The sequence below is a fragment of the Amylibacter sp. SFDW26 genome, assembly GCF_009184395.1.
Classification (GTDB): domain Bacteria; phylum Pseudomonadota; class Alphaproteobacteria; order Rhodobacterales; family Rhodobacteraceae; genus Amylibacter.
The window spans coordinates 41,507-65,597 of sequence record NZ_WEIC01000005.1 but is presented as its reverse complement, the minus strand read 5'-3'; the positions used below and the strand labels follow the sequence as shown (position 1 = coordinate 65,597).

27 protein-coding genes are annotated in these 24,091 nt (G+C 45.6%); 10 read left to right on the top strand and 17 right to left on the bottom strand.

All coding sequences use genetic code 11. From position 1 onward, the window contains the following. Positions 1-7 precede the first annotated feature (7 nt). The 6 genes from scpB to F9L33_RS13440 all read right to left on the bottom strand — a co-directional run bounded on the left by scpB (position 8) and on the right by F9L33_RS13440 (position 6,364). Positions 8-649, bottom strand: coding sequence for an SMC-Scp complex subunit ScpB (scpB, locus tag F9L33_RS13465; protein ID WP_152143323.1), 642 nt, complete (start codon positions 647-649; stop codon positions 8-10). Continuing rightward, on the bottom strand, positions 646-1,446 hold the full coding sequence (locus F9L33_RS13460; protein WP_152143322.1) for a ScpA family protein: 801 nt from the start codon (positions 1,444-1,446) through the stop codon (positions 646-648). The genes scpB and F9L33_RS13460 overlap by 4 nt, the downstream gene beginning before the upstream one ends. Beyond that, a complete protein-coding gene (nagZ, locus tag F9L33_RS13455) occupies positions 1,443-2,453 on the bottom strand; it encodes a beta-N-acetylhexosaminidase (RefSeq protein ID WP_152143321.1) in 1,011 nt (336 codons plus the stop codon). Before nagZ ends, F9L33_RS13460 begins: the two co-directional genes overlap by 4 nt. Next, positions 2,450-3,352 carry an SPOR domain-containing protein gene (locus tag F9L33_RS13450; protein ID WP_193222053.1) on the bottom strand — a complete coding sequence of 301 codons (903 nt, stop codon included), beginning with the start codon at positions 3,350-3,352 and terminating at the stop codon, positions 2,450-2,452. The genes nagZ and F9L33_RS13450 overlap by 4 nt, the downstream gene beginning before the upstream one ends. Positions 3,353-3,429: 77 nt before the next feature. Further along, entirely contained in the window at positions 3,430-5,175 is a 1,746-nt protein-coding gene (gene argS / locus F9L33_RS13445) for an arginine--tRNA ligase (protein WP_152143534.1), read from the bottom strand. A gap of 61 nt (positions 5,176-5,236) precedes the next feature. Beyond that, positions 5,237-6,364: a deoxyguanosinetriphosphate triphosphohydrolase gene (locus F9L33_RS13440; RefSeq protein WP_152143319.1), complete on the bottom strand. Its 1,128-nt coding sequence runs from the start codon at positions 6,362-6,364 to the stop codon at positions 5,237-5,239. Positions 6,365-6,447: 83 nt separating this feature from the next. On the opposite strand from F9L33_RS13440, the gene erpA reads away from it, so the two are divergent. Together erpA and xth are read left to right on the top strand one after the other, a co-directional pair. Continuing rightward, entirely contained in the window at positions 6,448-6,783 is a 336-nt protein-coding gene (erpA, locus tag F9L33_RS13435) for an iron-sulfur cluster insertion protein ErpA (protein ID WP_152143318.1), read from the top strand. A gap of 70 nt (positions 6,784-6,853) precedes the next feature. After that, the gene (xth, locus tag F9L33_RS13430) at positions 6,854-7,636 is read left to right on the top strand and encodes an exodeoxyribonuclease III (RefSeq protein WP_152143317.1); all 783 of its coding nucleotides are present in this window, start codon (positions 6,854-6,856) and stop codon (positions 7,634-7,636) included. Here xth and F9L33_RS13425 read toward each other — a convergent pair. Together F9L33_RS13425 and dksA are read right to left on the bottom strand one after the other, a co-directional pair. Then, positions 7,625-8,785, bottom strand: coding sequence for an FAD-dependent monooxygenase (locus tag F9L33_RS13425; RefSeq protein ID WP_152143316.1), 1,161 nt, complete (start codon positions 8,783-8,785; stop codon positions 7,625-7,627). The genes xth and F9L33_RS13425 overlap by 12 nt on opposite strands. Positions 8,786-8,863: 78 nt before the next feature. Then, positions 8,864-9,286, bottom strand: coding sequence for an RNA polymerase-binding protein DksA (gene dksA, locus F9L33_RS13420; RefSeq protein ID WP_152143533.1), 423 nt, complete (start codon positions 9,284-9,286; stop codon positions 8,864-8,866). Positions 9,287-9,443: 157 nt separating this feature from the next. On the opposite strand from dksA, the gene F9L33_RS13415 reads away from it, so the two are divergent. The 8 genes from F9L33_RS13415 (at position 9,444) to F9L33_RS13385 (ending at position 15,346) form a co-directional block, all read left to right on the top strand. Further along, positions 9,444-10,283, top strand: coding sequence for a MoxR family ATPase (locus F9L33_RS13415; RefSeq protein ID WP_152143315.1), 840 nt, complete (start codon positions 9,444-9,446; stop codon positions 10,281-10,283). Between the two features lie 2 nt (positions 10,284-10,285). Then, a complete protein-coding gene (locus F9L33_RS13410; RefSeq protein WP_152143314.1) occupies positions 10,286-10,717 on the top strand; it encodes a GNAT family N-acetyltransferase in 432 nt (143 codons plus the stop codon). An 11-nt stretch (positions 10,718-10,728) separates the two neighbouring features. Further along, entirely contained in the window at positions 10,729-12,102 is a 1,374-nt protein-coding gene (locus F9L33_RS13405; RefSeq protein ID WP_152143313.1) for a DUF2927 domain-containing protein, read from the top strand. Between the two features lies 1 nt (position 12,103). Continuing rightward, positions 12,104-12,274 carry a hypothetical protein gene (locus F9L33_RS15820; RefSeq protein WP_193222052.1) on the top strand — a complete coding sequence of 57 codons (171 nt, stop codon included), beginning with the start codon at positions 12,104-12,106 and terminating at the stop codon, positions 12,272-12,274. A gap of 3 nt (positions 12,275-12,277) precedes the next feature. Further along, positions 12,278-13,462 (top strand): VWA domain-containing protein, encoded by a 1,185-nt coding sequence (locus F9L33_RS13400; RefSeq protein ID WP_152143312.1) that lies wholly within the window; start codon positions 12,278-12,280, stop codon positions 13,460-13,462. A 56-nt stretch (positions 13,463-13,518) separates the two neighbouring features. Next, positions 13,519-14,046 (top strand): hypothetical protein, encoded by a 528-nt coding sequence (locus F9L33_RS13395; protein WP_226804140.1) that lies wholly within the window; start codon positions 13,519-13,521, stop codon positions 14,044-14,046. A gap of 43 nt (positions 14,047-14,089) precedes the next feature. Next, positions 14,090-14,770, top strand: coding sequence for a M48 family metallopeptidase (locus F9L33_RS13390; protein WP_152143310.1), 681 nt, complete (start codon positions 14,090-14,092; stop codon positions 14,768-14,770). 66 nt (positions 14,771-14,836) lie between these two features. Further along, the gene (locus tag F9L33_RS13385; RefSeq protein ID WP_152143309.1) at positions 14,837-15,346 is read left to right on the top strand and encodes a BLUF domain-containing protein; all 510 of its coding nucleotides are present in this window, start codon (positions 14,837-14,839) and stop codon (positions 15,344-15,346) included. Here the strand turns inward: F9L33_RS13385 and F9L33_RS13380 are convergent. The 9 genes from F9L33_RS13380 to F9L33_RS13345 all read right to left on the bottom strand — a co-directional run bounded on the left by F9L33_RS13380 (position 15,329) and on the right by F9L33_RS13345 (position 24,068). Then, positions 15,329-15,871 (bottom strand): RSP_2648 family PIN domain-containing protein, encoded by a 543-nt coding sequence (locus F9L33_RS13380; protein WP_152143308.1) that lies wholly within the window; start codon positions 15,869-15,871, stop codon positions 15,329-15,331. The genes F9L33_RS13385 and F9L33_RS13380 overlap by 18 nt on opposite strands. Further along, positions 15,871-17,091 (bottom strand): RSP_2647 family RNA methyltransferase, encoded by a 1,221-nt coding sequence (locus F9L33_RS13375; protein ID WP_226804139.1) that lies wholly within the window; start codon positions 17,089-17,091, stop codon positions 15,871-15,873. The genes F9L33_RS13380 and F9L33_RS13375 overlap by 1 nt, the downstream gene beginning before the upstream one ends. 80 nt (positions 17,092-17,171) lie before the next feature. Next, positions 17,172-17,786, bottom strand: coding sequence for a DUF6778 family protein (locus tag F9L33_RS13370; RefSeq protein ID WP_152143307.1), 615 nt, complete (start codon positions 17,784-17,786; stop codon positions 17,172-17,174). A 270-nt stretch (positions 17,787-18,056) separates the two neighbouring features. After that, positions 18,057-18,206 carry an RSP_7527 family protein gene (locus F9L33_RS15815; RefSeq protein ID WP_193222051.1) on the bottom strand — a complete coding sequence of 50 codons (150 nt, stop codon included), beginning with the start codon at positions 18,204-18,206 and terminating at the stop codon, positions 18,057-18,059. 116 nt (positions 18,207-18,322) lie between these two features. Further along, positions 18,323-18,892 (bottom strand): sarcosine oxidase subunit gamma, encoded by a 570-nt coding sequence (locus F9L33_RS13365; protein ID WP_152143306.1) that lies wholly within the window; start codon positions 18,890-18,892, stop codon positions 18,323-18,325. Next, positions 18,885-21,899: a sarcosine oxidase subunit alpha family protein gene (locus F9L33_RS13360; protein ID WP_152143305.1), complete on the bottom strand. Its 3,015-nt coding sequence runs from the start codon at positions 21,897-21,899 to the stop codon at positions 18,885-18,887. Before F9L33_RS13360 ends, F9L33_RS13365 begins: the two co-directional genes overlap by 8 nt. Then, positions 21,896-22,222, bottom strand: a complete 327-nt coding sequence (locus tag F9L33_RS13355; protein ID WP_152143304.1) for a sarcosine oxidase subunit delta — start codon at positions 22,220-22,222, stop codon at positions 21,896-21,898. The genes F9L33_RS13360 and F9L33_RS13355 overlap by 4 nt, the downstream gene beginning before the upstream one ends. A 92-nt stretch (positions 22,223-22,314) precedes the next feature. Next, the gene (locus F9L33_RS13350; RefSeq protein WP_152143303.1) at positions 22,315-22,821 is read right to left on the bottom strand and encodes a hypothetical protein; all 507 of its coding nucleotides are present in this window, start codon (positions 22,819-22,821) and stop codon (positions 22,315-22,317) included. After that, a complete protein-coding gene (locus tag F9L33_RS13345) occupies positions 22,821-24,068 on the bottom strand; it encodes a sarcosine oxidase subunit beta family protein (protein ID WP_152143302.1) in 1,248 nt (415 codons plus the stop codon). The genes F9L33_RS13350 and F9L33_RS13345 overlap by 1 nt, the downstream gene beginning before the upstream one ends. Positions 24,069-24,091 lie beyond the last annotated feature (23 nt).

The following is a 24,091-nucleotide window of genomic DNA, read 5'->3' as shown; positions in this document are numbered from 1 at the left end:
TTTTGATTTATTCAAACATATCATCTTGATCTTCATTTTCCAAATCAACTTCTGCTTCAGTGTCTTCCAATAACGCACCAGGGGCTGGTCTGTTATCTAGTAAGCCAGAATCGCGTAGCTCTTTTACACCAGGTAAGTCCCGTTCACTTTCTAAGCCGAAGTGGTCTAGGAAAACTTGTGTCACAACAAAAGTTACAGGGCGACCGGGCGTCATGCGGCGGCGGCCTAATTTAATCCATTCTAATTCCAGAAGCAGGTCGATTGTACCACGAGATACTGATACGCCGCGAATTTCTTCAATCTCAGCACGGGTAACAGGCTGATGGTAAGCAATAATAGCCAATGTTTCGATGGCTGCACGTGATAGCTTACGCGTCTCATAACGTTCTTTTTGCATTAAGAACCCTAAGTCTGGTGATGTGCGAAATGCCCATGCATCGTCCACTTTCACAAGCTTCACACCACGGCCTTCGTAACGTTTCCGCAAATGTACAAGTGCTTCGGATACATCACAGCCATGGGGTAAACGATCAGCGATCGCTCTTTTAGAAATGGGTTCTGCTGACGCAAATAAAATAGCTTCAACCATGCGTTCTTGTTCAGCCATAGGAGGGGCTTCAAACAATGTATCGTTTTGCTCTTTGGTCATTGTGACCTCTTTGTTCTAAGTTTTATCGGGGCAAAAAGTTCGGATTGCTGAATTTCTAGCTTGCCTTCTTTTACCAACTCAAGGGATGCCGCAAACGTGGATGCCGTTGCTGAGCGACGAAATTTTGGATCGTCGCGCCAGCCATCAGGTAGGAACTGATTTAAATCGCCCCATTCAATAGCGTGGCCAATTAATGTGCGCATACGGCCCAAAGCTTGCTCCATCGTGAAAACGCGGTCGCGTTCTATCATATGGAGAGGTTCAAAATTGCCCTTTGTTTTGATGTAAGCATAGGCCTGCATCAAATCTAAGATCGTGGCATTATAGGTTATTTTGCGATTTTGACTGACGGCCTCTGGAATGCCGCGTGCGAAAAAATCACGCCCCATTTGATCACGTGCCATCAATTTTGCGGCGGATCTGCGCATGGCCTCTAGTCGTTCCAATTGAAAAGCTAGGTGTGCTGCAAGTTCTTCTGCAGAGGGGCCTTCTTCTGTTGGGTCAGGTGGCAATAATAAGCGAGATTTAAGAAAGGCAAGCCAGGCAGCCATAACAAGATAATCGGCAGCAAGTTCGATCCGAAGTTTCTTAGCTTCTTCAACAAATTTCAGATATTGTTCGGACAATTCTAAAACAGAGATTTTACGCAAATCTACTTTTTGCGTGCGTGCCAAGGTCAAAAGAACATCTAATGGCCCCTCGAAACCGTCTACGTCAACCAACAAAGATTCAGAAGCAATCCGTTCTTGTGTGGTTTGCTCGAAATCTTCAATTTCTGTTTGCGTAGGTTCTGTCATAAAGCTTCCACCTGTGTGAATTGCTTAAATGTTGTTTTTGCACTCGCCATATCAAAGTCATCTGGTGTGTGACGCATGGCGACAGCCGTCTCAGCGCGTTTCAAAGATTCATCTGATAATTTAGGGGTTGCAGATGCCACCTGTGTCATCTCATCCATTACACCGTTGCAATGTAAAACCACATCACATCCTGCATTAAAAGAAGCATCACAACGATCTGCAAAACTGCCCTTAAGCGCTTTCATAGACAGATCATCGGTCATGATCAGCCCATCAAACCCAATGTCAGAACGGATAGTATTGATGACTTTTGATGATTGTGTTGCGCAATTATCTGGATCGATATCTGTATATGTAATATGCGCTGTCATTGCCATCGGCAGATCAGACAGGCGTTGAAAAGGAACGAAGTCACTGGTTTTTAAGGTGTCTTGAGCCGTATCCAAAACAGGCAGTTCAAAATGGCTGTCCATATTTGCGCGACCATGCCCTGGGATATGTTTGATGATCGGTAATACACCACCATCCAAAAGGCCGTTTGCAGCAGCGCGCCCCATTGTGGAAACAGTATCTGCATCACGACCAAAACAGCGGTTTTCGATGATTTCGTGGCTGTCTTTTGTGGCTATATCTAACATTGGTGCGCAATTTACATCTATACCAAGCGCTTTCAATTCAGCGGCTATAATGCGGTATTGTAAATATATAGCGGCTTGTGCTGCCTCGTTTGGCAAAGCTTCGACTTGTTCTAATGGCGGTAACCACTCTGACCATTCAGGGTTGCGTAAACGTTGAACACGCCCACCTTCCTGGTCAATCAGAATAGGGGCATCATACCCGACTGTATCGCGCAGCTCAGATGTTAACGCGCGAATTTGATCGGGTGTTTCAAGGTTGCGGGCAAACAGAATAAAACCCCAAGGTTGGGCGTTTTTGTAAAACTGTTTCTCATCAGAGCTTAAGCGCAGGCTTTCGCAGCCGAATATACAGGCTGTCTGTGATGTCATCGTGCGCTTACCGGAATACAAGGAGTACCGCGTGCCAAAAGAGCAGAACAAAGGTTGCGGCTGTCTTCTACATCATTAAAGCCCATTGCCCGTAGTCGGAAAAATGTACGACCGCCAGATTCGGCAGATTGAATTAGGCGTTTTTTACCCGTTAGCAAATCGCCATGTTTCCCAATTAACTTATCCCATTCGATGGCAGCAATTGTTTCACTATCATAAGCACCTAATTGTACTAAGCGTGTGCCAATTGGAACACTTGAAACATTTTCTGGGTCTGTAACTTCTGGTTCTTCTTTAACTTCAGCCGCAGCTTCAATGCGCGAGCTTAGGTTTGCAGGGCGTGATTGTGGGACAGGAGATTGCAGTGGTGCATAGTCGCTGGATGAAATCACTGTACTTTCGTTTTCCACAACAATGCTTTCAACAATCAAAGACGGATCCTGAACTGTTGGTGTAGGTTCTTCGGTCTTTGCAACTTCTGTTGCTTCAGGTGTTGGCTTCGTTGCGGGTTTTGGCTCTGGGCGCAATTCTGGTTTTGCTGCAGCCAATTCACTTTGTGCTAGATCTTCTGATGTTAGTGATTGCTGTTCTGGTGCAAGTACAACTGTTTCGGCAGGTTTTTCAGTTGAGCCCTCAGATTGGACCGAATTAACAGCCAAACCTTGGTGGTTTGCTTGTGCTCCACCAGGGTTTTCAGGCTGTGTTCTGGCTGGCCCTTCCATGGCGCGAATGATTGGAATGTCGTTTGGATCACGTGTGCCCAAACTGAACACCCAATAGACTAAACCGATCACCAAAGCGACGGATGCGATGGCGCCAATCCAGTTCATACCCAATCGTAAAACGCCTAATGGGGCGATGCGATTTGCTTGGTTGTTCTGTTCTTCATACTCGGACATAGGGTTTTGCCTCTTTTTCATACACTATCTTGTGTATTTGCCTGCTCCAACCCCGAAATATGCGATTTTTGTTGTTTTTAGCGCATTTCTTCCATCGGAGTTACGCCTAAAATACCAAGTCCTGCGGAAATAACAACGGAAACAGCCCTAATGAGACTGATTTTTGCTTGAGACTTGCCAATCTCATTCTCATTTATGAATCTTAGTTCTCCGTCAGAATTACCTTGTGAGTACAAAGAATGGAAATCTGCTGCCAATTCTATGAGATAAAAAGCGATTCTATGCGGTTCATTATGTTTTGCTGCGAGTTCTAGCATACGTGGCCACTCTGCCATTTTCTTTATTAAAGTGAGTTCTGCTTCATGGGTCAAAAGATCAACCTTGGCAGATTTCAATGCATCATCACTCACATCTATGTTTAGTTGTTTTGCTCTTCTTATGACAGAGCAAACGCGCGCATGCGCATTTTGCACATAAAACACTGGGTTTTCTTTTGATTGTTCCAGAACTTTGTCGAAATCAAAGTCCAACGGCGCATCATTTTTACGCGTCAACATAACAAAACGAGCGACATCTGGACCAACTTGCTCAACCACATCGCTAAGGGTGATGAATGTGCCCGCGCGTTTCGACATTTTGAACGGCTCGCCGTTTTTATAAAGCTTCACCAGTTGGCACAGTTTAATATCCAAAGGCACTTCACCATCAGAGAGGGCAGAAACGGCTGCTTTCATCCGTTTAACATAGCCACCATGATCGGCGCCTAAGATATCGATCAACTCATCAAAGCCACGTTGAACTTTATCATAGTGATACGCGATATCAGGCGCAAAATATGTCCATGCGCCGTCTGATTTTTTCACAGGACGGTCAACGTCATCGCCATGTTCTGTCGATTTGAACAAAGTTTGTTCGCGTGCTTCCCAATCATCAGGCTTTTTACCTTTTGGTGGTTCAAGTACACCTTCATAAATCAATCCTTTGGCTTCTAAATCAGCCAAAGCACTTTCAATGCGGCCTGTGCCGTAAAGTGATTTTTCTGAAAAGAACACATCCATTTTTACGCCGATAGAGGCTAGATCGCGGCGGATCAAATCCATCATTGCTTCTGTTGAAAACTCGCGCAATTCTTTTAGCCATTCGGATTCCGGTTTGCCAACCAATGTGTCGCCATATTTTTCTTTGACGTCTTGGCCAACAGCAATCAGATAGTCGCCTGGGTATGTGCCATCTTCGAATTGTACGGCCTGACCATTGGCTTCGAGATATCGTAAGTATACTGAGCGGGCCAATACATCGACCTGCGCGCCGCCATCATTGATGTAATATTCACGCGTAACATTGTAGCCTGCAAAATCCAAAAGACTTGCTAAAGCATCGCCAAAAACAGCACCACGTGTATGACCAACGTGCAAAGGGCCCGTTGGGTTCGCGGAAACATACTCAACATTTACTTTTTTACCATCACCCATGTTTGAACGGCCAAAATCAGTACCAGCATTCAAAGCACTTGGTACAACATCCAGCCATACAGATGGGGATAGACGTAGATTCAAGAAACCAGGCCCAGCAACATCTGCCACAGTTACACGGTCATCGGCGGCTAATTTCACAGCTAAAGCATCAGCAATATCACGCGGTTTCATTTTTGCAGACTTTGCCAAAACCATCGCGGCATTGGTTGCCATATCGCCGTGTAGTGGATCGCGCGGCGGTTCAACAGCCACATTTGTGAAATCCAAATCAGCAGGCAGACTGCCTTCGGATTGCATTTGTGCCAAAGCATCTAAAACAAGGGTTTTAATATCTGCGAACAGGTTCATCGTCGTCGTATCCATCTAGGTTTCGCGGCACTTAACACAGGTTTAAAGCGCGTTCCAGCCGTTAAGCACAGTGCTTTTCATGTTCTTGGAACGCAAATCGGTCTGTCATGCCTGCAATATAATCCGCAACGGCGCGGGCAAGGGCGGTTTTATCAGCGTTTCTGGGGCGTCTGCGTTCGGGCAATAATGTCGGGTTGCCCATATAAGTATTGAACAATTCCTTCACCACAATCCCAGTATCGTGGCGCATTTTGTTCACATCATCATGGCGATACATGCGGGTGAATAAAAAGGTGCGAATTTCTTTGAGCTGGGCAAATAATTCATCTGAAAATTGGATAACAGGGGTGGAATGATTGCGGATATCTTGGGCTGATTTTGGCGACAGGGTAGTGATCCGTTTTTGGCTTTCAGTAATAACATCCTGCACCATGATCCCAAACACGCGCCGTAATGCTTCGTGGCGACGGCGTTGTTGTTCTAAAACAGGGTATTTAGCATCCACTTCTTTGAAGCAATCTCCTACCAATGGAAGGTCAAGAATGTCTTCTACTGTGAATAACCCAACTCGTAATCCATCATCTAAATCGTGATTGTTATAGGCAATATCATCGGCAATGGCTGCTGCTTGGGCTTCGGCGCTTGCGAATGTATCAAGTTCCAGATCGTAGGTTTTATTATAATCTTCTAAGGCAAAGGGTAGGGTGCCGGTTACAGGTCCATTATGTTTTGCGATGGCTTCCAATGTTTCCCATGTCAAATTTAGCCCATCAAATTCCGCATAGTGACGTTCCAAACTGGTTACAATTTTCAAAGCTTGTGCATTATGGTCAAATCCACCGTATGGTTTCATACATTCAGACAGTACATCTTCGCCATTATGCCCATAAGGTGTGTGCCCAAGATCATGTGCCAATGCCACGGCTTCAGTTAATTCTTGGTTCAATCCCAAAGTAGAAGCAATCGTGCGTGCAACTTGCCCAACCTCAATCGTATGGGTCAAACGCGTGCGAAAATGATCGCCCTCATGGGCAACAAACACCTGTGTTTTATGCTTTAGGCGGCGAAATGCGGTGGAATGGATAATCCTGTCTCGATCGCGCTGAAATGGGGATCTGTGTTCGGATTCGTGCTCATTTACCAACCGTCCACGGCTATTTTTCGGGTCACATGCGTAATTCGCAAGCATTTGTGTTCGCCTTTGCCTTGTCGCGCGGTGCATCCGCGCCTATATTTAGGCAACACATACCCCAATCTGGAGCGACTGGATAGATGGAGCTTACATTACCACCAAAAGTCACGGACCGCGCGTTTGAGCGTTTGGCCGAGATCAATGCAGACACTGCTGCACTTCAAGCTTTGCGCATTGCAGTCGAGGGTGGGGGGTGTTCTGGTTTTCAATATGAAATGAAATTGGATGAAGATGTCGCTGATGATGATCTTGTTTTGGAAAAAGATGGCCAAAAAGTCTTGATCGACAGTGTGTCTTTGCCATTTTTGGCCAATGCTGTGATTGATTTTTCACAAGAATTGATTGGTGCGCGTTTTGTGATAGAAAACCCCAACGCCACATCAAGCTGCGGCTGTGGCACAAGTTTCTCTATGTAACCTTACTGGTTCTTGCATCTGATCCCTGCAACCTTGTAGGGTGCAGAAAAATACCAATAGGGCAGATCACATGAAAATCGCATCGTTTAACATCAATGGCATTAAAGCGCGTTTGCCTGCTCTTTTACAGTGGCTAGAAGAGGCCAAACCTGACGTGGCTTTGTTGCAAGAAATCAAATCTGTGGATGAGAATTTCCCGCGCGAACCGATTGAAGACTTAGGGTACCAAGTGGAAACGCATGGTATGAAAAGTTTCAACGGTGTGGCGATCCTGTCAAAGCTGCCTTTGGAAGATATAACACGTGGTTTGCCAGGTGATGACGAAGATATTCAAGCACGCTGGATAGAAGCAACAGTTATGGGCGATAAACAGGCCGTTCGTGTGTGTGGATTGTATCTGCCAAATGGTAATCCAACGCCGGGGCCGAAATATGATTACAAATTGTCATGGATGAAACGCCAATATGCACGCGCCCAAGAGTTGATGGCTCTAGAAGAACCATTTCTTATGGCAGGGGATTATAATGTTATCCCGCAGGCTGAGGATTGTTGGGATACGAAGCCTTGGCTAGAAGATGCATTGTACTTACCTGAAACACGCGAAGCTTACCGCAAGTTAATGAATCTTGGTTTCACAGAAGCATTCCGTGCGCGTAATCAGGCGGCGATGAACTACACGTTCTGGGATTACCAAGCAGGAGCTTGGAACAAGAACAACGGTATTCGGATTGATCACTTCTTACTGTCCCCACAATGTGCTGATTTATTGCAAGATTGTCAGATTGACCGCGATACGCGTGGACGTGAAAAGCCATCTGATCACGTGCCGATTTGGGTCGAATTAGACGCCTGATTTTGTGACATCGTAATCGTAAATCCAATCATAGTGCCGTGCCATGAATTGTGGGGCTAGGCGCGATGTAATTTGCATACCTGTATGTAGTATCTTGCGCTTTATTGGATTGGCTTCGTGGTATATTCGCCCAGATTTTAGAGCTGTTTCTTGGACTTTTGTTGCACGTGTTTTGCGTATCGTTTCATAGGCTTGTAAGGCCTGTGATAAATCCGTTTTATTAACAAGTTGGTCTGCCAAAACCCATGCATCTTCAATCGCCATACAGGCGCCTTGAGCAATAAAAGGTACCATCGGATGGGCGCTATCGCCCAGTAGAACGATACGATCATTCGCCCATGCTTCTAAGGGTGGGTGGGCAAACAACCCCCATGCTATAGGGGTATCTATTTTTTGCAATAAAGTGCTTACAGGGTCAGCCCAGTCCTTAAAAAGAGTGTGAAGCTGTTTTGGATCACCCAAATGGTTCCAGCCTTCGCCAACCCATTCAGCACGTTCTTCAACCGCTACAATATTGATCTGCTTCCCGCCGCGTAGGGGATATACAACAACATGTTTGTGAGGGCCCATAAAGACATGGGTTTTGCTTTGGAATTGGGCACTTTCTGCATCAGCATCTACAATTGCACGCCATGCAACTTGGCCTGTAAATGTGGGCGCCTGACTTTTGAAATGCGTATTTCTGATTAGGGATTTAACGCCATCTGCACCGACAATGAGATCATATTTTTGACCAAGGATTTGGCCATTAGGTGTGATATCGCTAATCATTTGCCCACAATGAATATCAATACCTGCTTTTGTGGCGGCGGACCAAAGAGCATCTATCAAGTCAGCGCGGTGAAATTGCAAAAAGGGGCTGTCTGGTGATGTGTTCAATTCCACGGTAGAGACAACATCCCCTTTCTTATAATCACATAAGTGAACAGCGCTGGGTGTGCTATGAGGCCACTCAAGCGGGGATAATCCCATATCTATCAAAGCGCGAATTGCGTTGGCGCTGATCTGAATGCCTGCACCTACTTCTGCAATTTCTTCTGCTTGTTCAAACACAGTCACATTCGCACCATGACGTTTCAAAGCGATCGCGGCTGTTAAACCACCAATCCCTGCGCCAATGATTGCGATGTTCATATGCTTTAATGGCATGTGCCGCCCTTATGATACGAAAACACCGAAGACCATTCAGTCCTCGGTGTCAAAACTTTAGCAGGTCAGTACGGGCGATCAATCGTCGCGGTGTACTTTTTCTTTACGCTCATGGCGTTCTTGTGCTTCCAAAGACATTGTCGCGATTGGACGTGCATCCAAACGTTTCAATGAAATTGGCTCACCTGTTTCTGAACAGTAGCCAAATTCACCTTCGTCAATACGGCGCAACGCTTGATCAATCTTGGCAACCAATTTGCGCTGGCGATCACGTGTACGCAATTCCAATGCACGGTCTGTTTCTTCAGATGCACGGTCAGCAACATCAGGAATGTTACGTGCGCCTTCTTGCATACCTTCGATTGTATCGCGTGTGTCTTCTAATAATTCTGCTTTCCAATCCGTTAGTTTACGGCGGAAATATTCAGTTTGACGTTCATTCATAAACGGTTCGTCATCGGCTGGACGGTAGTCTGCATCCAGAATAACTTCTGATTTCATTGTTACACCCATAATAGTCATCCTCACCTTGGCGAGTCTTGCCAATTTGATGCTTCGATATAGAAATATCACAAGGTTGTCACCCAAAAGATGTGTAACCTTGCGGCATCGTGAAAACGCGCATAGTCTATGGAAAACCAAGGGTTTAAGGGGCAAAATGAAGTTTACTGGCACAAAAAATTATGTTTCGACGGATGATTTAACCATCGCTGTGAATGCATCCATCGCATTAGAGCGCCCTCTGATTGTAAAAGGTGAGCCTGGAACGGGCAAAACAGAGTTGGCACGACAAGTGGCTGAAGCCCTTAATTTGCCTATTATTGAATGGAATATTAAATCTACGACCAAGGCACAGCAGGGGCTTTATGAATATGATGCAGTATCGCGTTTGCGCGATAGCCAATTGGGTGATGAGCGTGTGCATGATGTATCTAACTACATTAAAAAAGGTAAACTTTGGGAAGCTTTTGAAGCAGAAGAACGTCTTGTTCTATTGATTGATGAGATTGATAAGGCAGATATCGAATTCCCAAATGACTTGCTGCAAGAGTTAGATCAGATGCAATTTCATGTTTATGAAACAGGGGAAACAGTCAAAGCAAAGAATCGCCCAATTGTCATCATCACATCCAATAATGAAAAAGAACTGCCTGACGCATTTTTGCGCCGTTGTTTTTTCCACTATATCCGATTCCCTGATATGGAAACGATGCAACAGATTGTTGATGTACACTTTCCAAGTATCAAACAGGATTTGGTCGCAGAGGCTTTGACACAGTTCTTTGAAATCCGTGAAACGGCTGGTTTAAAGAAAAAGCCATCGACATCTGAAGTGTTGGATTGGTTGAAGCTACTGCTGGTCGAGGATTTGAATGCGGCTGATATGCGTCGTGATGGTAAAGATGCATTGCCGAAATTGCATGGTGCGTTGTTAAAGAATGAGCAAGATATCCATTTATTTGAACGTTTGGCGTTTCTAGCGCGAGGGGAGCGATAAGAATGGACATCAGGCTGGTTGAGGCAGAGGATAAAGCAGATTGGTCCGCCCTTTGGGAGGCGTATCTGACGTTTTACGAAACATCTCGTCCGCCAGAAGTTTATGAAAAAACGTGGGACCGTATCATAGACCCAAATGAATCTATGTATTCTGCATTGGCGTTTCAGGATGGGAAAGCCGTCGGATTGGTGAATTTTCTCTATCATAAATCTTTTTGGGATATTGAAGAGCGCATCTATTTAAATGACTTATATGTGGATTCTACCCACAGGGGATTAAGCATAGGTAAAAAACTCATTAAAGCTGTAGAAAAACACGGTTCTGAACATAATGTTGCCTCAGTCTATTGGTTAACGTCTACGGACAATGCGCAGGCGCAGGTTTTGTATGATAAAGTGGCCACGCGAACGTCGTTTATTAAGTATCAAGTATAAGTGTAACCAGTATGAAACGTATTTTATTACCACTATCTTTAATGGCCCTTATGGGATGTACCGCGACCGCCCCCTCAGAGGTTAGTCGAAATTCTTCAGAACTTGTATCGTCTACAACAATGCGTAGCTTCCCAAATGAAGTGGCAATTCGCAGCGTGCAGAAATCTAATGTTGATATTGCTCAAGAGTTTCTCGATTTAAGTTTTGCCTTGGAAAGCGGACAAAAACTTTCAACTCTTACGAAGTTTTCCGGCCCAATTTCTATTGGCATCAATGGGACTGCACCAAAACATGTTGTTCGCGACTTAGAACTGCTTATTACACGCCTTAAATCTGAGGCGGGTTTGGATGTTCGCCGCGTTTCTGGATCAGATGCCAATATTCATATTGAAACAATCCCAAAACGCCAATTGCAAAGTGTGATACCCACAGCTGCTTGTTTTGTTGTTCCGAATGTATCAAGCTGGTCTGATTACCGTCGTAATCGCTTTAAGAACAAACTGGATTGGACACGCTTGAGTGAGCGTAAAAACCTGACTGTGTTTATGCCAAATGATGTGGCACCCCAAGAAGCTCGGGACTGCTTGCACGAGGAAATTGCACAAGCTTTAGGGCCTGTTAATGATCTTTACCGTTTGCCTGATAGTGTATTCAATGATGATAATTTCCATATAACATTAACGCCTTACGACATGTTGATTCTACGCACGTATTATTCGCCTGAATTGCGCAATGGTATGTCTCGTCATGAGGTTGCAGCTATTTTACCAGATTTATTGGCACGTTTGAATCCAATTGGCCAATCACTGCCAGCTGCGAGACTGCAAAAGACGAGCAAAGCTTGGGTGAGAGCTATTGAAGTGGCTCTTGGTCCAAAAGCAAGTTCGGACAAACGTCGCAATGCTGCATTTGATGCCGTGAAGATTGCACAGGATAATGGTTACCGTGATCATCGTTTAGGTTTTGCACATTATGCACGCGCACAAGTATCATTAGGACCTGACCCAAAAACAGCTGCTAGTGATTTCGCGCGCGCTTACTCAATCTTTAGAACTTTATTTGGCACATCAGATATTCACACTGCACAGGTTTCAGTACAAATGGCTTCATTGGCATTATCTGCCGGCCATTACGACGCGGCATTGAAATTCATCAATGAATCATTGCCGGTTGCTCAAAAGTCGCAAAATGGATCTTTGCTGTTCAGTCTCTTGGCAATGAAAGCCGAAGTTTATGAAGGCTTAGGTCGCTTTGGCGATGCAAAGACGTTGCGACGCGAAGCAATCAGTTGGGGGCACTATGGCCTTGCAACCCGTTCAGATATAACTAAACGTCTAGACCTAGTTGCGTCCTTACGTCCAAGGGTGTCCACGAAAGGCTTCTAAAATGATTATGGTTCCTGCGTTTTTTCTTGGTTTGTTGGTTGGTGCATTCCGATCCTATAGAAAACAAGGGTCCACATTAGATATGCTGCAATATGGATTTGCACACGGCATAGCTTTTTTCATACTGGGTATGTTTTTATCCATCGCATTTGATTGGCAAGGTTGGGTATAAGTTATGCTATTACCACTCTTCGCAAATTTAAAAGATGCGAAGATACCAGTATCACTGCGCGAATACCTGACATTATTGGAAGCAATGCAAGCGAGCCTTACGACCTACGATATTGATCAGTTCTATTTTCTTGCACGCACTTGTCTGGTTAAAGATGAGCGCAACTTAGATAAGTTTGACCTAGCGTTTTCAAAGACATTCCAAGGTTTGGAAAATGTCACATTCGAAGATGTTATAAAAACCGTAGATGTGCCACAAGATTGGATCAAAAAACTTGCTGAAAAACATCTAAGCAAAGAAGAAATGGCTCAGGTCGAAAGCCTGGGTGGTTTTGATAAACTTATGGAAACGTTGAAAAAACGTATCGAGGAACAAGAAAAACGTCACCAAGGTGGCAGCAAGTGGATTGGTACTGCTGGTACGTCCCCCTTTGGTGCCTATGGATATAATCCAGAAGGCATTCGGATCGGTCAAAATGAAAGCCGTCACCAAAAGGCTGTGAAAGTTTGGGATAAGCGCGAGTTCCGTAATTTGGATGATAGCGTGGAACTGGGCACGCGGAATATCAAAGTAGCTTTGAAACGTTTGCGCCGTTGGGCGCGAGATGGGGCTGATGAAGAGTTGGATTTATCTGGCACCGTTCAAGCCACTGCTGAAAACGGATACTTGGATGTGAAAACCCGCCCTGAGCGGCGCAATGCTGTTAAGGTATTGATGTTTTTTGATGTGGGCGGATCGATGGATCCATATATCAAAGTGATCGAAGAATTGTTTTCGGCATCGCGAACAGAATTTAAACATTTGGAATATTTCTATTTCCACAACTGTCTGTACGAAGGCGTTTGGAAAGATAACAAACGCCGTTGGACAGAACAAATTCCAACATGGGATGTTCTGCGCACCTATGGGAAAGACTACAAATGCATTTTTGTAGGGGATGCCAGCATGTCACCTTACGAAGTGGCTTATGTGGGCGGTGCGAATGAACATTATAATCCAGAAGCAGGGCAAATCTGGCTGGAACGTGCACGCGAACACTGGCCTGACCACATATGGATTAATCCAGTACGCGAAGATGCATGGAGCTATACACACTCCATCCAAATGATCCGCCAGATATTTGAGGATAGAATGTTTGGTATGACCTTAAAAGGGATCGAAGCTGCCATGAAAGAATTGGGTCGCTAAGCTGTTACTTGACAGAAATGGTATGGCGCTGGCAGCATCGTCCTATGAAATGGCTTATGATCCCTTTAGTTCTATGTGTAAACACGGCTTATGCCTGCTCTGAGATTGCTGATCGTAATGATGAACGTGCTATGCTTTTGCAGAACCTAAAAGATGCCGATACTTACCGCAAAGGCCAAGCGTCTATTGCTGGAATGTGGATGTTTTGGCAACAAGCTCCAGATGAAACAGCGCAAGAATTGCTGGATACAGGGTTATCACGCCTACGCATTTCCGATTACATTGCAGCAGAAGATGCATTCGCACGTTTAGTGGATTATTGCCCAGATTATGCAGAAGGTCATAACCAATTGGCATTTGCGTATTTCTTGCAAGATAAACTTGAAGCATCCTCAGACAGTTTAGACCGTACATTAGAATTAGAACCCCAACATTTTGGTGCGTTGGCTGGTAAAGGTTTGGTTTTTATTAAACAGGGCCGTAATGATATTGCGCAAATATTCCTACGTCGTGCTCAAAAGGTTAATCCGTGGTTGAATGAGCGTGGCTTGATCAAACCCGTCCCTGGCCAAGGTGAATTATAATAAGTGACTTGCTAAGCACCTCTTTCGACCCCATATCAAATCTATGTTAAAATTCACACCCATCCTTTTGGCTATAATCTATGCGGTTGTAATGTACCGCCTGTCTGCATGGCGGTTGCGTTCGGAGTTGGATGAAAAGTCCACGCTTTTGGTTGACCCCATGTTGCAACCAATCATGGACCAATTGGCACAAGCTTTGGATTTAGAAAAAATCAAAGTCTTCGTGTATGAAATAGAACCAGTAAATGGGTTGGCTGCACCTGATGGTCGTATTTTCATCACTCGTGGCTTTGTGAATAAGTTTAGATCTGGCGAAGTAACAGCAGATGAGATTGCCAGTGTCATCGCGCATGAATTGGGGCATGTGGCATTGGGGCATTCGCGCAGACGTATGGTGGATTTTTCAGGGCAAAATGCTATTCGCGTTGCCCTCAGTATGATTTTGGGGCGAATTATCCCGGGTCTTGGCGTTTATATTGCCAACTTTTTAACAACAATGCTGGCTGCGCGATTATCACGTTCAGATGAATACGAAGCAGATGCTTATGCGGCTGCATTACTCACAAAAGCTGGGATCGGGACAGGCGCTCAAAAAAGCCTGTTCACCAAATTAGAAGCTCTTGTCGGTGCATCTGGTCAGCCTATGGCATGGCTGATGAGCCACCCTAAAACGGCTGATCGTATTGATGCGATCAAAAAACTTGAAGATCGTTGGAATGTTTAGCTAAATTTTCACAAGTTTTTAAGGCTCTCCTTCTATAGCTGATGGTTAATAGAAGAGGTGTTATGTATGTTTGTTCAAACGATATACCAAAGTAAATCGCGGATGCGGATAAAGCCGCATGATATTGCGCAGATCACAGCGCATTCTACCCCTAAAAACGCCCAATGCGGTGTAACAAGTTATCTTTATTACGACGATTGGTATTATTTGCATGTACTTGAAGGCGGGGCAGCTCAAGTTGCTGAAACCATGAAGCGGGTTGCGTCGAATAAATTACACCATTCCGTAAAGGTGCGGTTGATGACGCGAAGTTCAGAACGGGGTTTTGAGGGTTGGCCGTTTGGCTCTATTGCTGCAGATGATTTTGAACTGCGGCGCGTTATGAAAAACTTGGGGCATAAAGTATTAGTGGACGCAAATGTTTTGGATATCATGAAGATACTGAAACGTACTGCAGGTCGAAAACTACGCACGATGTCGTCTTTGGAAAAACGATCCTTATCAGATGTTGGTTCTTTGAAAATATTAGGATCACAAGGCAACCTGATTGAAGAGGTGTTAGGATTGCGTAGCTAGAAGTTTGCCTAGACGCGGCAAACCTGTGCGTTTTAGCAGCTTTCGGATATCTTTGGGTTCGCCTGAGTGTAGTTCGGCAGCGTGTTTGATTTCATTTGCAACATCGATCATCGCATTAGGGTGCTCTTGTGCGAACTCAACCAAAAAGTTATCGGGATCACGGCGTAAAATACTATGATTGGATAAAACCCGTGTTGGAAAATCTTTAATGTTTACAGTCAAAATTGCACCAGCTTCCGCCGTGATTGCTGTTTCCAAAACATGAATATCATTTTCATCTGGTAACCAAAGATTTTCAACGTGAACTGATGCAATCTCTGCCTTTGGCCAATTCGCTTTGAGTAATGCAATCTCAACACCTGCTACTTGTGCTTGATCTTTTCCATGCCGCACAGCAGCACGACGCCATTCTTCTAGTAATCGCGCAGACCAGATAGGATCGAATGCCCCTTTCTTTGCAGCCCCTAAAAGGACCTCACGCATAACGGTGGGATATAAAACACAAGCATCTAAAACGATGCGCATTAATCTAACCTAAAGAATATAGCTTTTAGATAAGCGCTTTCACCAAGGCTTGCATGTGTTGGATGATCAGCGCCTGCAAATCCTGTATGTAAGATTTGTGCAGAACGCCCAGATTTCCCAATGCCTGCTAGGGATGCTGTGCGGAAACTTTGAATATCCGCTGCGTGTGAGCATGAACACAGGCCGAGATATCCATTTGGTGCAACCAACTGGCTGCCATAGCGCGCGACGCGTTCATAGGCGCGCAAACCAGCCTTTAGTGCTGTTTTATTTGGCGCAAATGCTGGCGGATCACAGATCACAAGATCATATTTTTCGCCTGCATCAATCAATTCTTTCATTTTATCAAACGCATCGCCGCGCAATGTATTGAACTTATCCGAAACACCCGTTGCTGCGGCACCTTGGGATGCTAATTCCAATGCCGCTTCTGATCCATCTAAAGCTGTGACTTCGGATGCACCATGCGCCAAACAAGTCAAAGAAAACCCACCGACATGAGAAAATACATCTAAAACACGCAAATCTTTTGCTAAACCAGCTGCAAATGCATGGTTTGGACGTTGATCAAAGAACAAACCTGTTTTCTGACCACCTTCAACGTCGGCCATAAATGTAGCACCGTTCATGGAAACAGGGATTACACCATCTACAGTACCTACAAGTACGGCATTATCTTCGTCTAACCCTTCTAATTTACGGGCACGTCCTGAAGCATTCTTAATCACTGTTTTGATATTCAGATCATCCGTTAGGACAGCCACGAAATCATCCAACATATTCTCTGCCCAACTGGCGTTTGGCTGTAACACTGCCGTGTCACCAAAGCGGTCGATAATGACACCTGGTAAACCATCAGCTTCAGCATGTACCAAACGATAGAATGGAGCATCATATAAACGGTCGCGTAATGCAGCGGCGTTTATAAGTTTGCCACGCAACCAATCACGATCAATCACTTGCTCAGCCTTACGATCCATGAAACGGGCAACGATTTTGGAATCCGCATTAAAGGCACAAATCCCAAGAAAATGCGCATTGCTATCAACCACATTCACAAAGCTACCAGAGGGTAACTTGCGTGTGCGCCTGTCCATAACTAATTCATTTGAAAACACCCAAGGAAAACCAAAACGTATCTTTTGGGCATTCATTTTAGGAAGGAGGCGGATTGTGGGATAAATGCTGTCTGTCATAGCACCGCTAGTAGCGGGTTTCATAAGTTTCGGAAACCCACAAAAAAAGGTGACCGATATTCAGGCCACCTTAAGTTTGGTCTTTCGGGAAAAGTCTTGAGAGATCAGCTTTCTGTATTGCCGATCATTTCTTTGTACATAATGTCACGTACACGCTGTGTGATACGAACTTTTTGTGTTTCGCCGCGTTGTTCTGCTGCTACGGCTTTTCTGCCGCCGTGCGCTTTGAAAGATGCATCAATGTTTTTTATTTCTGCAACTGGTAAACCAGTGTTTACGTCACGTAAAAGGTAATCAAAGTTGATGTTATGTTTTCCACCTACTGTGTAGCGCGCTTTTTCTGTAACTGCATGGAATAGGTTTACACGTACTTCCATTGTTACAGGTTGGCCTTCTGCCACTTGCGATACGCCTTCTGCTATTGCGTTCGCCATGATGGCTTGTACTTGGTGTTTGCGATTACCGCGAGGATCTTCGCGCCACACGATATCTGCACGTGGAACGAATGTGTTAGCTTCTGATACTGTTAGTTCTTCTGGGATTGTTACGCTTAATTGCTCAACCTTATATACAGGTTGTTGTGCTTCGATTGTTTGTGCTGGTGATGCATTGATTGCATTTTTAGTAGGCGCTTGTGTGCTTGCACACGCTGTTACTGACAATGCCAACGCGATACCTGCGATGTATTTTGCGATTTTTGTTTTCAAGACCATTTTCATTTTTTCTTCCTTCGCTTTGTTGCGTGGATTTATTTTATGGTCTCTTTATTGCGCCTGAATGTGTTTGATTTTGGTAAGGCGTGAGGGGATTCAGAGGTAATATTAAGAAGATTTTGCGCCGAATAAGGGCTGAATTGTGCCAATTTGAATTAAATTGGGCAGATTTGACAAATTCAAAAATGAAAAAGCCGCAGCAAAAGCAGCGGCCATTCGATTACTCTATAGGGTCTCGATGTGAAATCAAAACACTCTCATTAGAGCAGGTTTTGCTTAATGCGCAAAACGTAGCTTTGGGGACAACTTGAATGATTTGATCCAAGCCACAAACTGTGTGCCAGCATTTTGCATTGCTTCTGCGCGTAGTTTGCGTGCTGTCGCTTCAATTGCTACATAGTCGATTTTTGTGTCTAGGTTAGTCATTTGGTGCTCCTTCGCTTCCATGATTAGAATATAGGAGCTAAAAGCGACATTTTCATCAGACAATGTCGCAAAACCGCTATGCGTTAAGCGCATATGTAATTGTAACAGTTATGCGATTATGTGTAGTATTTGGGCAAACTGCCTTTTTCTGAGGCATTTTTTAACCACATAAAGACGTGTTCACCAACTGAGCGGAAGCAAACCATGTGTGCCGTCTTTTCATCGTCCATCCAAAAAGCAACAGCAAGTTGCCCCAAGCGGCTGCGACGCATAACACCCACAGGTAAGCCTTCTTTGCTCATATCCGCAGGGCTACCTTTGGCGAGGATATCGCGTGTGGCAGCACCTTTGATTTCAAACATGGCACGGGCATCAGATACATTTATAACCAATGCATGTTCGCCAGATAGGGCCTTATCCAGCTTAGCAATAATGGCGTCTACTTTGGTGTAATCCACGAGTAAGAGTAACTCATCAGGCGACATCCATGCCGCAGACCCTTTTGCACTGTGCAAAATTTGCCCTGTTTCAGGCATAGCAGTACCCGTTGCTGTTTTAAGAGCTTTGGCAACGACGGCAGATTTGAAATCGCCACGTAGGGTGATCATACCTTGTAGGCCTGTGTCTTTGATCGTTACAGACCCTTTGAACGATGCGCCGTTCATTGCGCTGACAGCATTAGACATTTTGACGTGCCCCTTCTTTATCCAAGAATACTGGATCACAAATTTCTGCTTTGATGCTTTCGCCGCCGATTGTCGGGAAATCGATCACTTCACCCATTCGGTCAGGGCCATTCAAAACCAAACCCATAGCAATAGAGTGATTTAAGGTCGGTGAGAAATACGTCGATGTCACGCGACCGATCATATTGTGCATGCCATTTTCACGCATTGTGCCATCAACAGCATATGCGCCATCTGGAATGACTTTTGCAGGATCAACCGTTTTCAGCCCAACAAGTTTCCAACGGTTCGGGTCAGTCATATGCGATCTTTGTTGACCACGCTTGCCCAAGAAGTCTTCTTTCTTCTTTGAAATAGCCCAATTCAAACCCAAATCCTGTGGAATAACCGTACCATCGGTTTCATCACCGATCATGATAAAGCCTTTTTCAGCGCGCATCACGTGAAGACATTCGGTGCCATAGGGTTGAATGCCAAACTCTTTACCCGCTTCCATGCACATATCCCAAAACGCTTGGCCTTGGGATGCTGGTACGGCAATCTCGTATGACAATTCACCAGAGAATGAGATGCGGTAAGGGCGGGCTTTGATGCCGCCCAATTCGCCGTCTTTAAAGGTCATGAATGGTAATGCTTCGGCGGAAACATCCATACCGCCCAACTTTTCCAATACTTTGCGAGCATTTGGTCCAACAACAGCGATTTGCGCATATTGTTCTGTGGTATTGGCTGTATAAACTTTCCAATCCCACCATTCGGTTTGCAACCACTCTTCCATATGGGCGTGAATGCGGTCGGAACCACCAGAGGTCGTGTGGCATAGGAATGTGTTTTCATCCAAACGCGCAACAACACCGTCATCTGATAAGAACCCATTCTCAGAACACATCAAACCATAACGGCAATGCCCGACTTTCAATGTACTCATCATATTGGTGTACATCATATCTAGGAATTTACCCGCATCAGGCCCTTTGACGATGATCTTACCAAGCGTAGATGCATCCAACAGTCCACAGTTTTCACGTGTGTTCAGAATTTCGCGTGTGACTGCGTCTTCAACACTTTCGCTGCCTTGTTTATAACAATAGGGGCGACGCCAATCTGCAACAGGTTCCCAATCGCCACCGTTTTCATCAATCCATTGATGCATAGGTGTTTTGCGGATTGGCTTAAACAATTCATTATGTGCATCCCCTGCAATCGATCCCAATGAAATAGGGTGATAGGGCGGGCGGAATGTTGTTGTGCCGACATTTGGGATATCAGCGTTCAGGCTGTCAGCTAGGACTGCTAAACCGTTGATGTTTGACAATTTACCTTGGTCTGTTGCCATACCTAACGTTGTATAACGCTTCGTATGTTCCACACTTTCATAGCCTTCTTGCGCGGCAAGGCGCACATCACTGACTTTGACATCGTTTTGGTAATCAAGGAATGTCTTAGACTTAAGCTCGTAACTTGCGCCTTGTGGCATAGACCATACAGGCATCATTGCAGCCTCGCGTTCGCTTGCAGCTAGGGGTGCGGCCGCACGCGCGGGCTTATAGCCCACTTCCTTGGCCGCGGTCATGCCTGCTGCATGACCATCTTTGAGAGCAGCCGCTGCATCAAGATGACCGTTGGCTGTGCCCGTTGCAATTACGAAGCCAGTTCCATCAGCACCCAAAGGTGGGCGCGCTGGGTCAGGGCGGAACATCGCTGTATCTGCATCCCAGTTCAGTTTGCCACCGCAGTGTGACCAGAGGTGCACCACAGGTGACCAGCCGCCAGACATAGCAACGGCATCGCATTTAATTTCTTCTAATGTGGCGCCTTCGCCCGCTTGGGCGCAAAGTGTAACAGCTTCAACGCGTTTGCCGCCTTTGACTTTGCCGATGGCAGATTTGTTTTCAACACGGATACCCAAAGCGATGGCTTTTGCAGGCAGTTCACCGTCCAAATCACCGCGAGGGTCAATAATGCAAGGAACGTTTAGACCTGCTTCATGCAGTGCAATCGCTGTGCGGTAGCCATCATCGTTGTTGGTGACAACAACTGTGCGATCGCCAACGCTGACGCCGTAATCAGCGATATAATCACGCACGGCACCTGCAAGCATCACACCTGGGATATCATTGCCAGCAAAGCTAAGCGGGCGTTCAATGGCGCCTGTTGCTGTGACAATACGTTTTGCGCGGATGCGCCATAAGCGCTGGCGCGGACCATCAGAAGGGCCCATGTGATCTGTAAGCCGTTCATAACCCAACAGATAACCGTGATCATAAACACCAGCAGCCATCATGCGAGTGCGCATTTGGACGTTTGGCAGTTTCTTTAAAGCGGCCAATGTGGATTTGATCCATGCTGCGGCTGGTTTGCCGCCGATTGTCACGCCGTCTGTAATCGCACGACCACCATAGTCGACAGCTTGTTCCATCAAAAGAACTGTGGCGCCTGCTTGACCCGCTGTCAGGGCGGCTTGCAAACCTGCTATACCGCCGCCAGCAACCACGACATCTACGTGAGCATAAAAGTACTCATAGCTGTCTTCGTCTTTATGTGTTGGGGCTTTACCCAAACCTGCGGATTTGCGGATGATCGGCTCGAACACATGTTTCCAAGCAAAGCTCGGTGCCATGAAAGTCTTGTAGTAAAATCCAGCTGGGAAGAAGCGAGATAGCTTGGTGTTAATAGCACCAACATCAAACTCTAGCGATGGCCAATGGTTCTGAGAGTGGGACTTAAGCCCTTGATATATCTCAGTTGTTGTAGCGCGCTGGTTTGGTTCAAAACGACCGTCTTCGCCTGTGCCCATCAGCGCATTTGGTTCTTCTGGACCTGCTGCAACCACACCGCGTGGGCGGTGATATTTGAATGAACGGCCCATAAGCATTTGGTCATTGGCTAAAAGGGCAGATGCTAAAGTATCGCCCTGAAATCCGTTCAGACGTTTCCCATTCCAGTTGAATTCAATTTGTTTTGTGCGGTCGATCAAACGGCCGCCGGATTGTAAACGTGTGCTCATTTCACAAATCCTTCCCAATCAGGGCGCTTCTTTTTGATTTTGTTGATCAATGCTTTGGGTGGCTCCAGCGTTTGTGCCGAATAAGTCCCAAACACTTCCAATGTCATTGTGCAACGTGCTGCATGGAACCATTTTCCACAGCCATAGGCATGACGCCAACGTTCAAAATGTACACCTTTTGGATTTTTACGCATGAACATATACGTCTCAAAATCATCGTCAGATGCACCAGCGCCGTGGCGAGTGATATGGGCCTCACCACCTGCTTCTAATTCTGTTTCATCGGCATCAATGCCGCAACATGGACAATTTAACAGTAACATTTTGAGCCTCAATTATGAGCGTATGACTTACGTATGATCCGCGTATGATTGACGTATGACATTTACGCCATTCTAATACCGACCCTTTAGTGTTATTTGATACCTTCTAGGCATGTATCTACGCTGGCACGAGCTGCGCGAATAATGTCTAGATCGATGTTCATTGTGTCATTTGTATTTTTGAAAACAAACGACATGGTTTTTGCAGTTGTGACACCTGCATCAAAACCTTTTAGGTCGTTGTCTTCTGTGAATGGTAAAACAAAATCACTGCGGCTGAAATCAACGGCGCGGGCCATTAGATTGCGACCATCAAACTTGATGAACAACAGATCGCTTTTGGATGTGATTTTATTATCGTCAGTATAACCCGCGACCTGCCAACGGTCGTTGTCCAAAGTTTTATATGTGGCATATGTGAAATCGGAACCATCTTCTGATTTACCTGCATGAACAGCAAAACAGACTTTCGACGCAGCAACCTGCATCACATTATAGTTTTCGGCTTTTTCAAAGACCTCAACATTTTGGGCAACGACAGGTAAGGCAACACATGAAAGAATTGAACTTGTTACGATTGTTTTAATTAGTGTTGTCATTAGTGAGCTACTCCCGCTGCTACGCTTTCGTCGATAAATCGACCTTCTTTGAAACGGTCCAGCGTGAACGGTGCAGCCAGTGCACGCGGTTCACCGTCCGCCATTAATTCTGCCATGGCCCAACCTGAGCCCGGAATTGTTTTAAAGCCACCTGTGCCCCAACCGCAATTGATAAAACAGTTACCAAGGGGTGTTTTTGAGATAATCGCAGAACGATCCCCTGTCATATCCACGATACCACCCCATTGGCGCAGCATCTTCAGGCGCGACAACATTGGAAAGGTTTGAACAAGGGCGCGTACTGTTTCCTCAATGTGGTGGAAACTGCCGCGCTGTGTGTAGTTGTTGAATACATCTGTACCACCGCCGATAACCATTTCGCCCTTATCGGATTGGGACAGGTAACCGTGCACTGTGTTCGCCATGATGACAACATCCATGCAAGGCTTAATCGGCTCTGATACCATCGCTTGAAGCGCTACAGATTCAACTGGCAGGCGGAAGCCAGCCATGTCAGCCAGGTGACCAGAGTTACCAGCCACAACGATGCCAAGTTTTTTTGTTTTGATATAGCCTTTGGCGGTTTCAACACCTGTTACCTTGCCATTCTTACGGGTGATGCCCGTGACTTCGCATTGTTGGATGATATCCATACCCATGTCAGAACAGGCGCGCGCATAGCCCCAAGCCACCGCATCATGGCGTGCTGTGCCGCCACGTGGTTGCCAAAGACCACCCAAAACAGGATAGCGTGGGCCAGAAAGTTCGATGATTGGGCAAAGCTCTTTGACTTTTTGCGCGTCTATATATTGCGTTGCGACACCTTGCAGATTGTTTGCATGTGCTGTGCGTTTATAGCCGCGAATTTCGGATTCTGTTTGTGCCAACATGATCACACCGCGTGGGGAGAACATGACGTTATAATTCAAGTCTTTGCTCATTGTTTCGTACAAAGAACGGGCTTTTTCAAAGATCGCCGCAGACTCGTCTTGTAGATAATTCGAGCGAATGATTGTTGTGTTTCGACCTGTGTTACCACCGCCCAACCAGCCTTTTTCAATCACGGCAACATTGGTGATGCCAAAGTTTTTGCCAAGATAGAATGCGGTTGCCAAACCGTGCCCGCCAGCGCCAATGATCACAACATCATATTCTTTCTTTGGCTCAGGCGATTTCCATGCGCGTTCCCAACCAGTGTGGTGACGCATAGCTTCACGGGCGATAGCAAAAGCAGAATAACGTTTCATAATGTGACCTTAACGATGAGTGT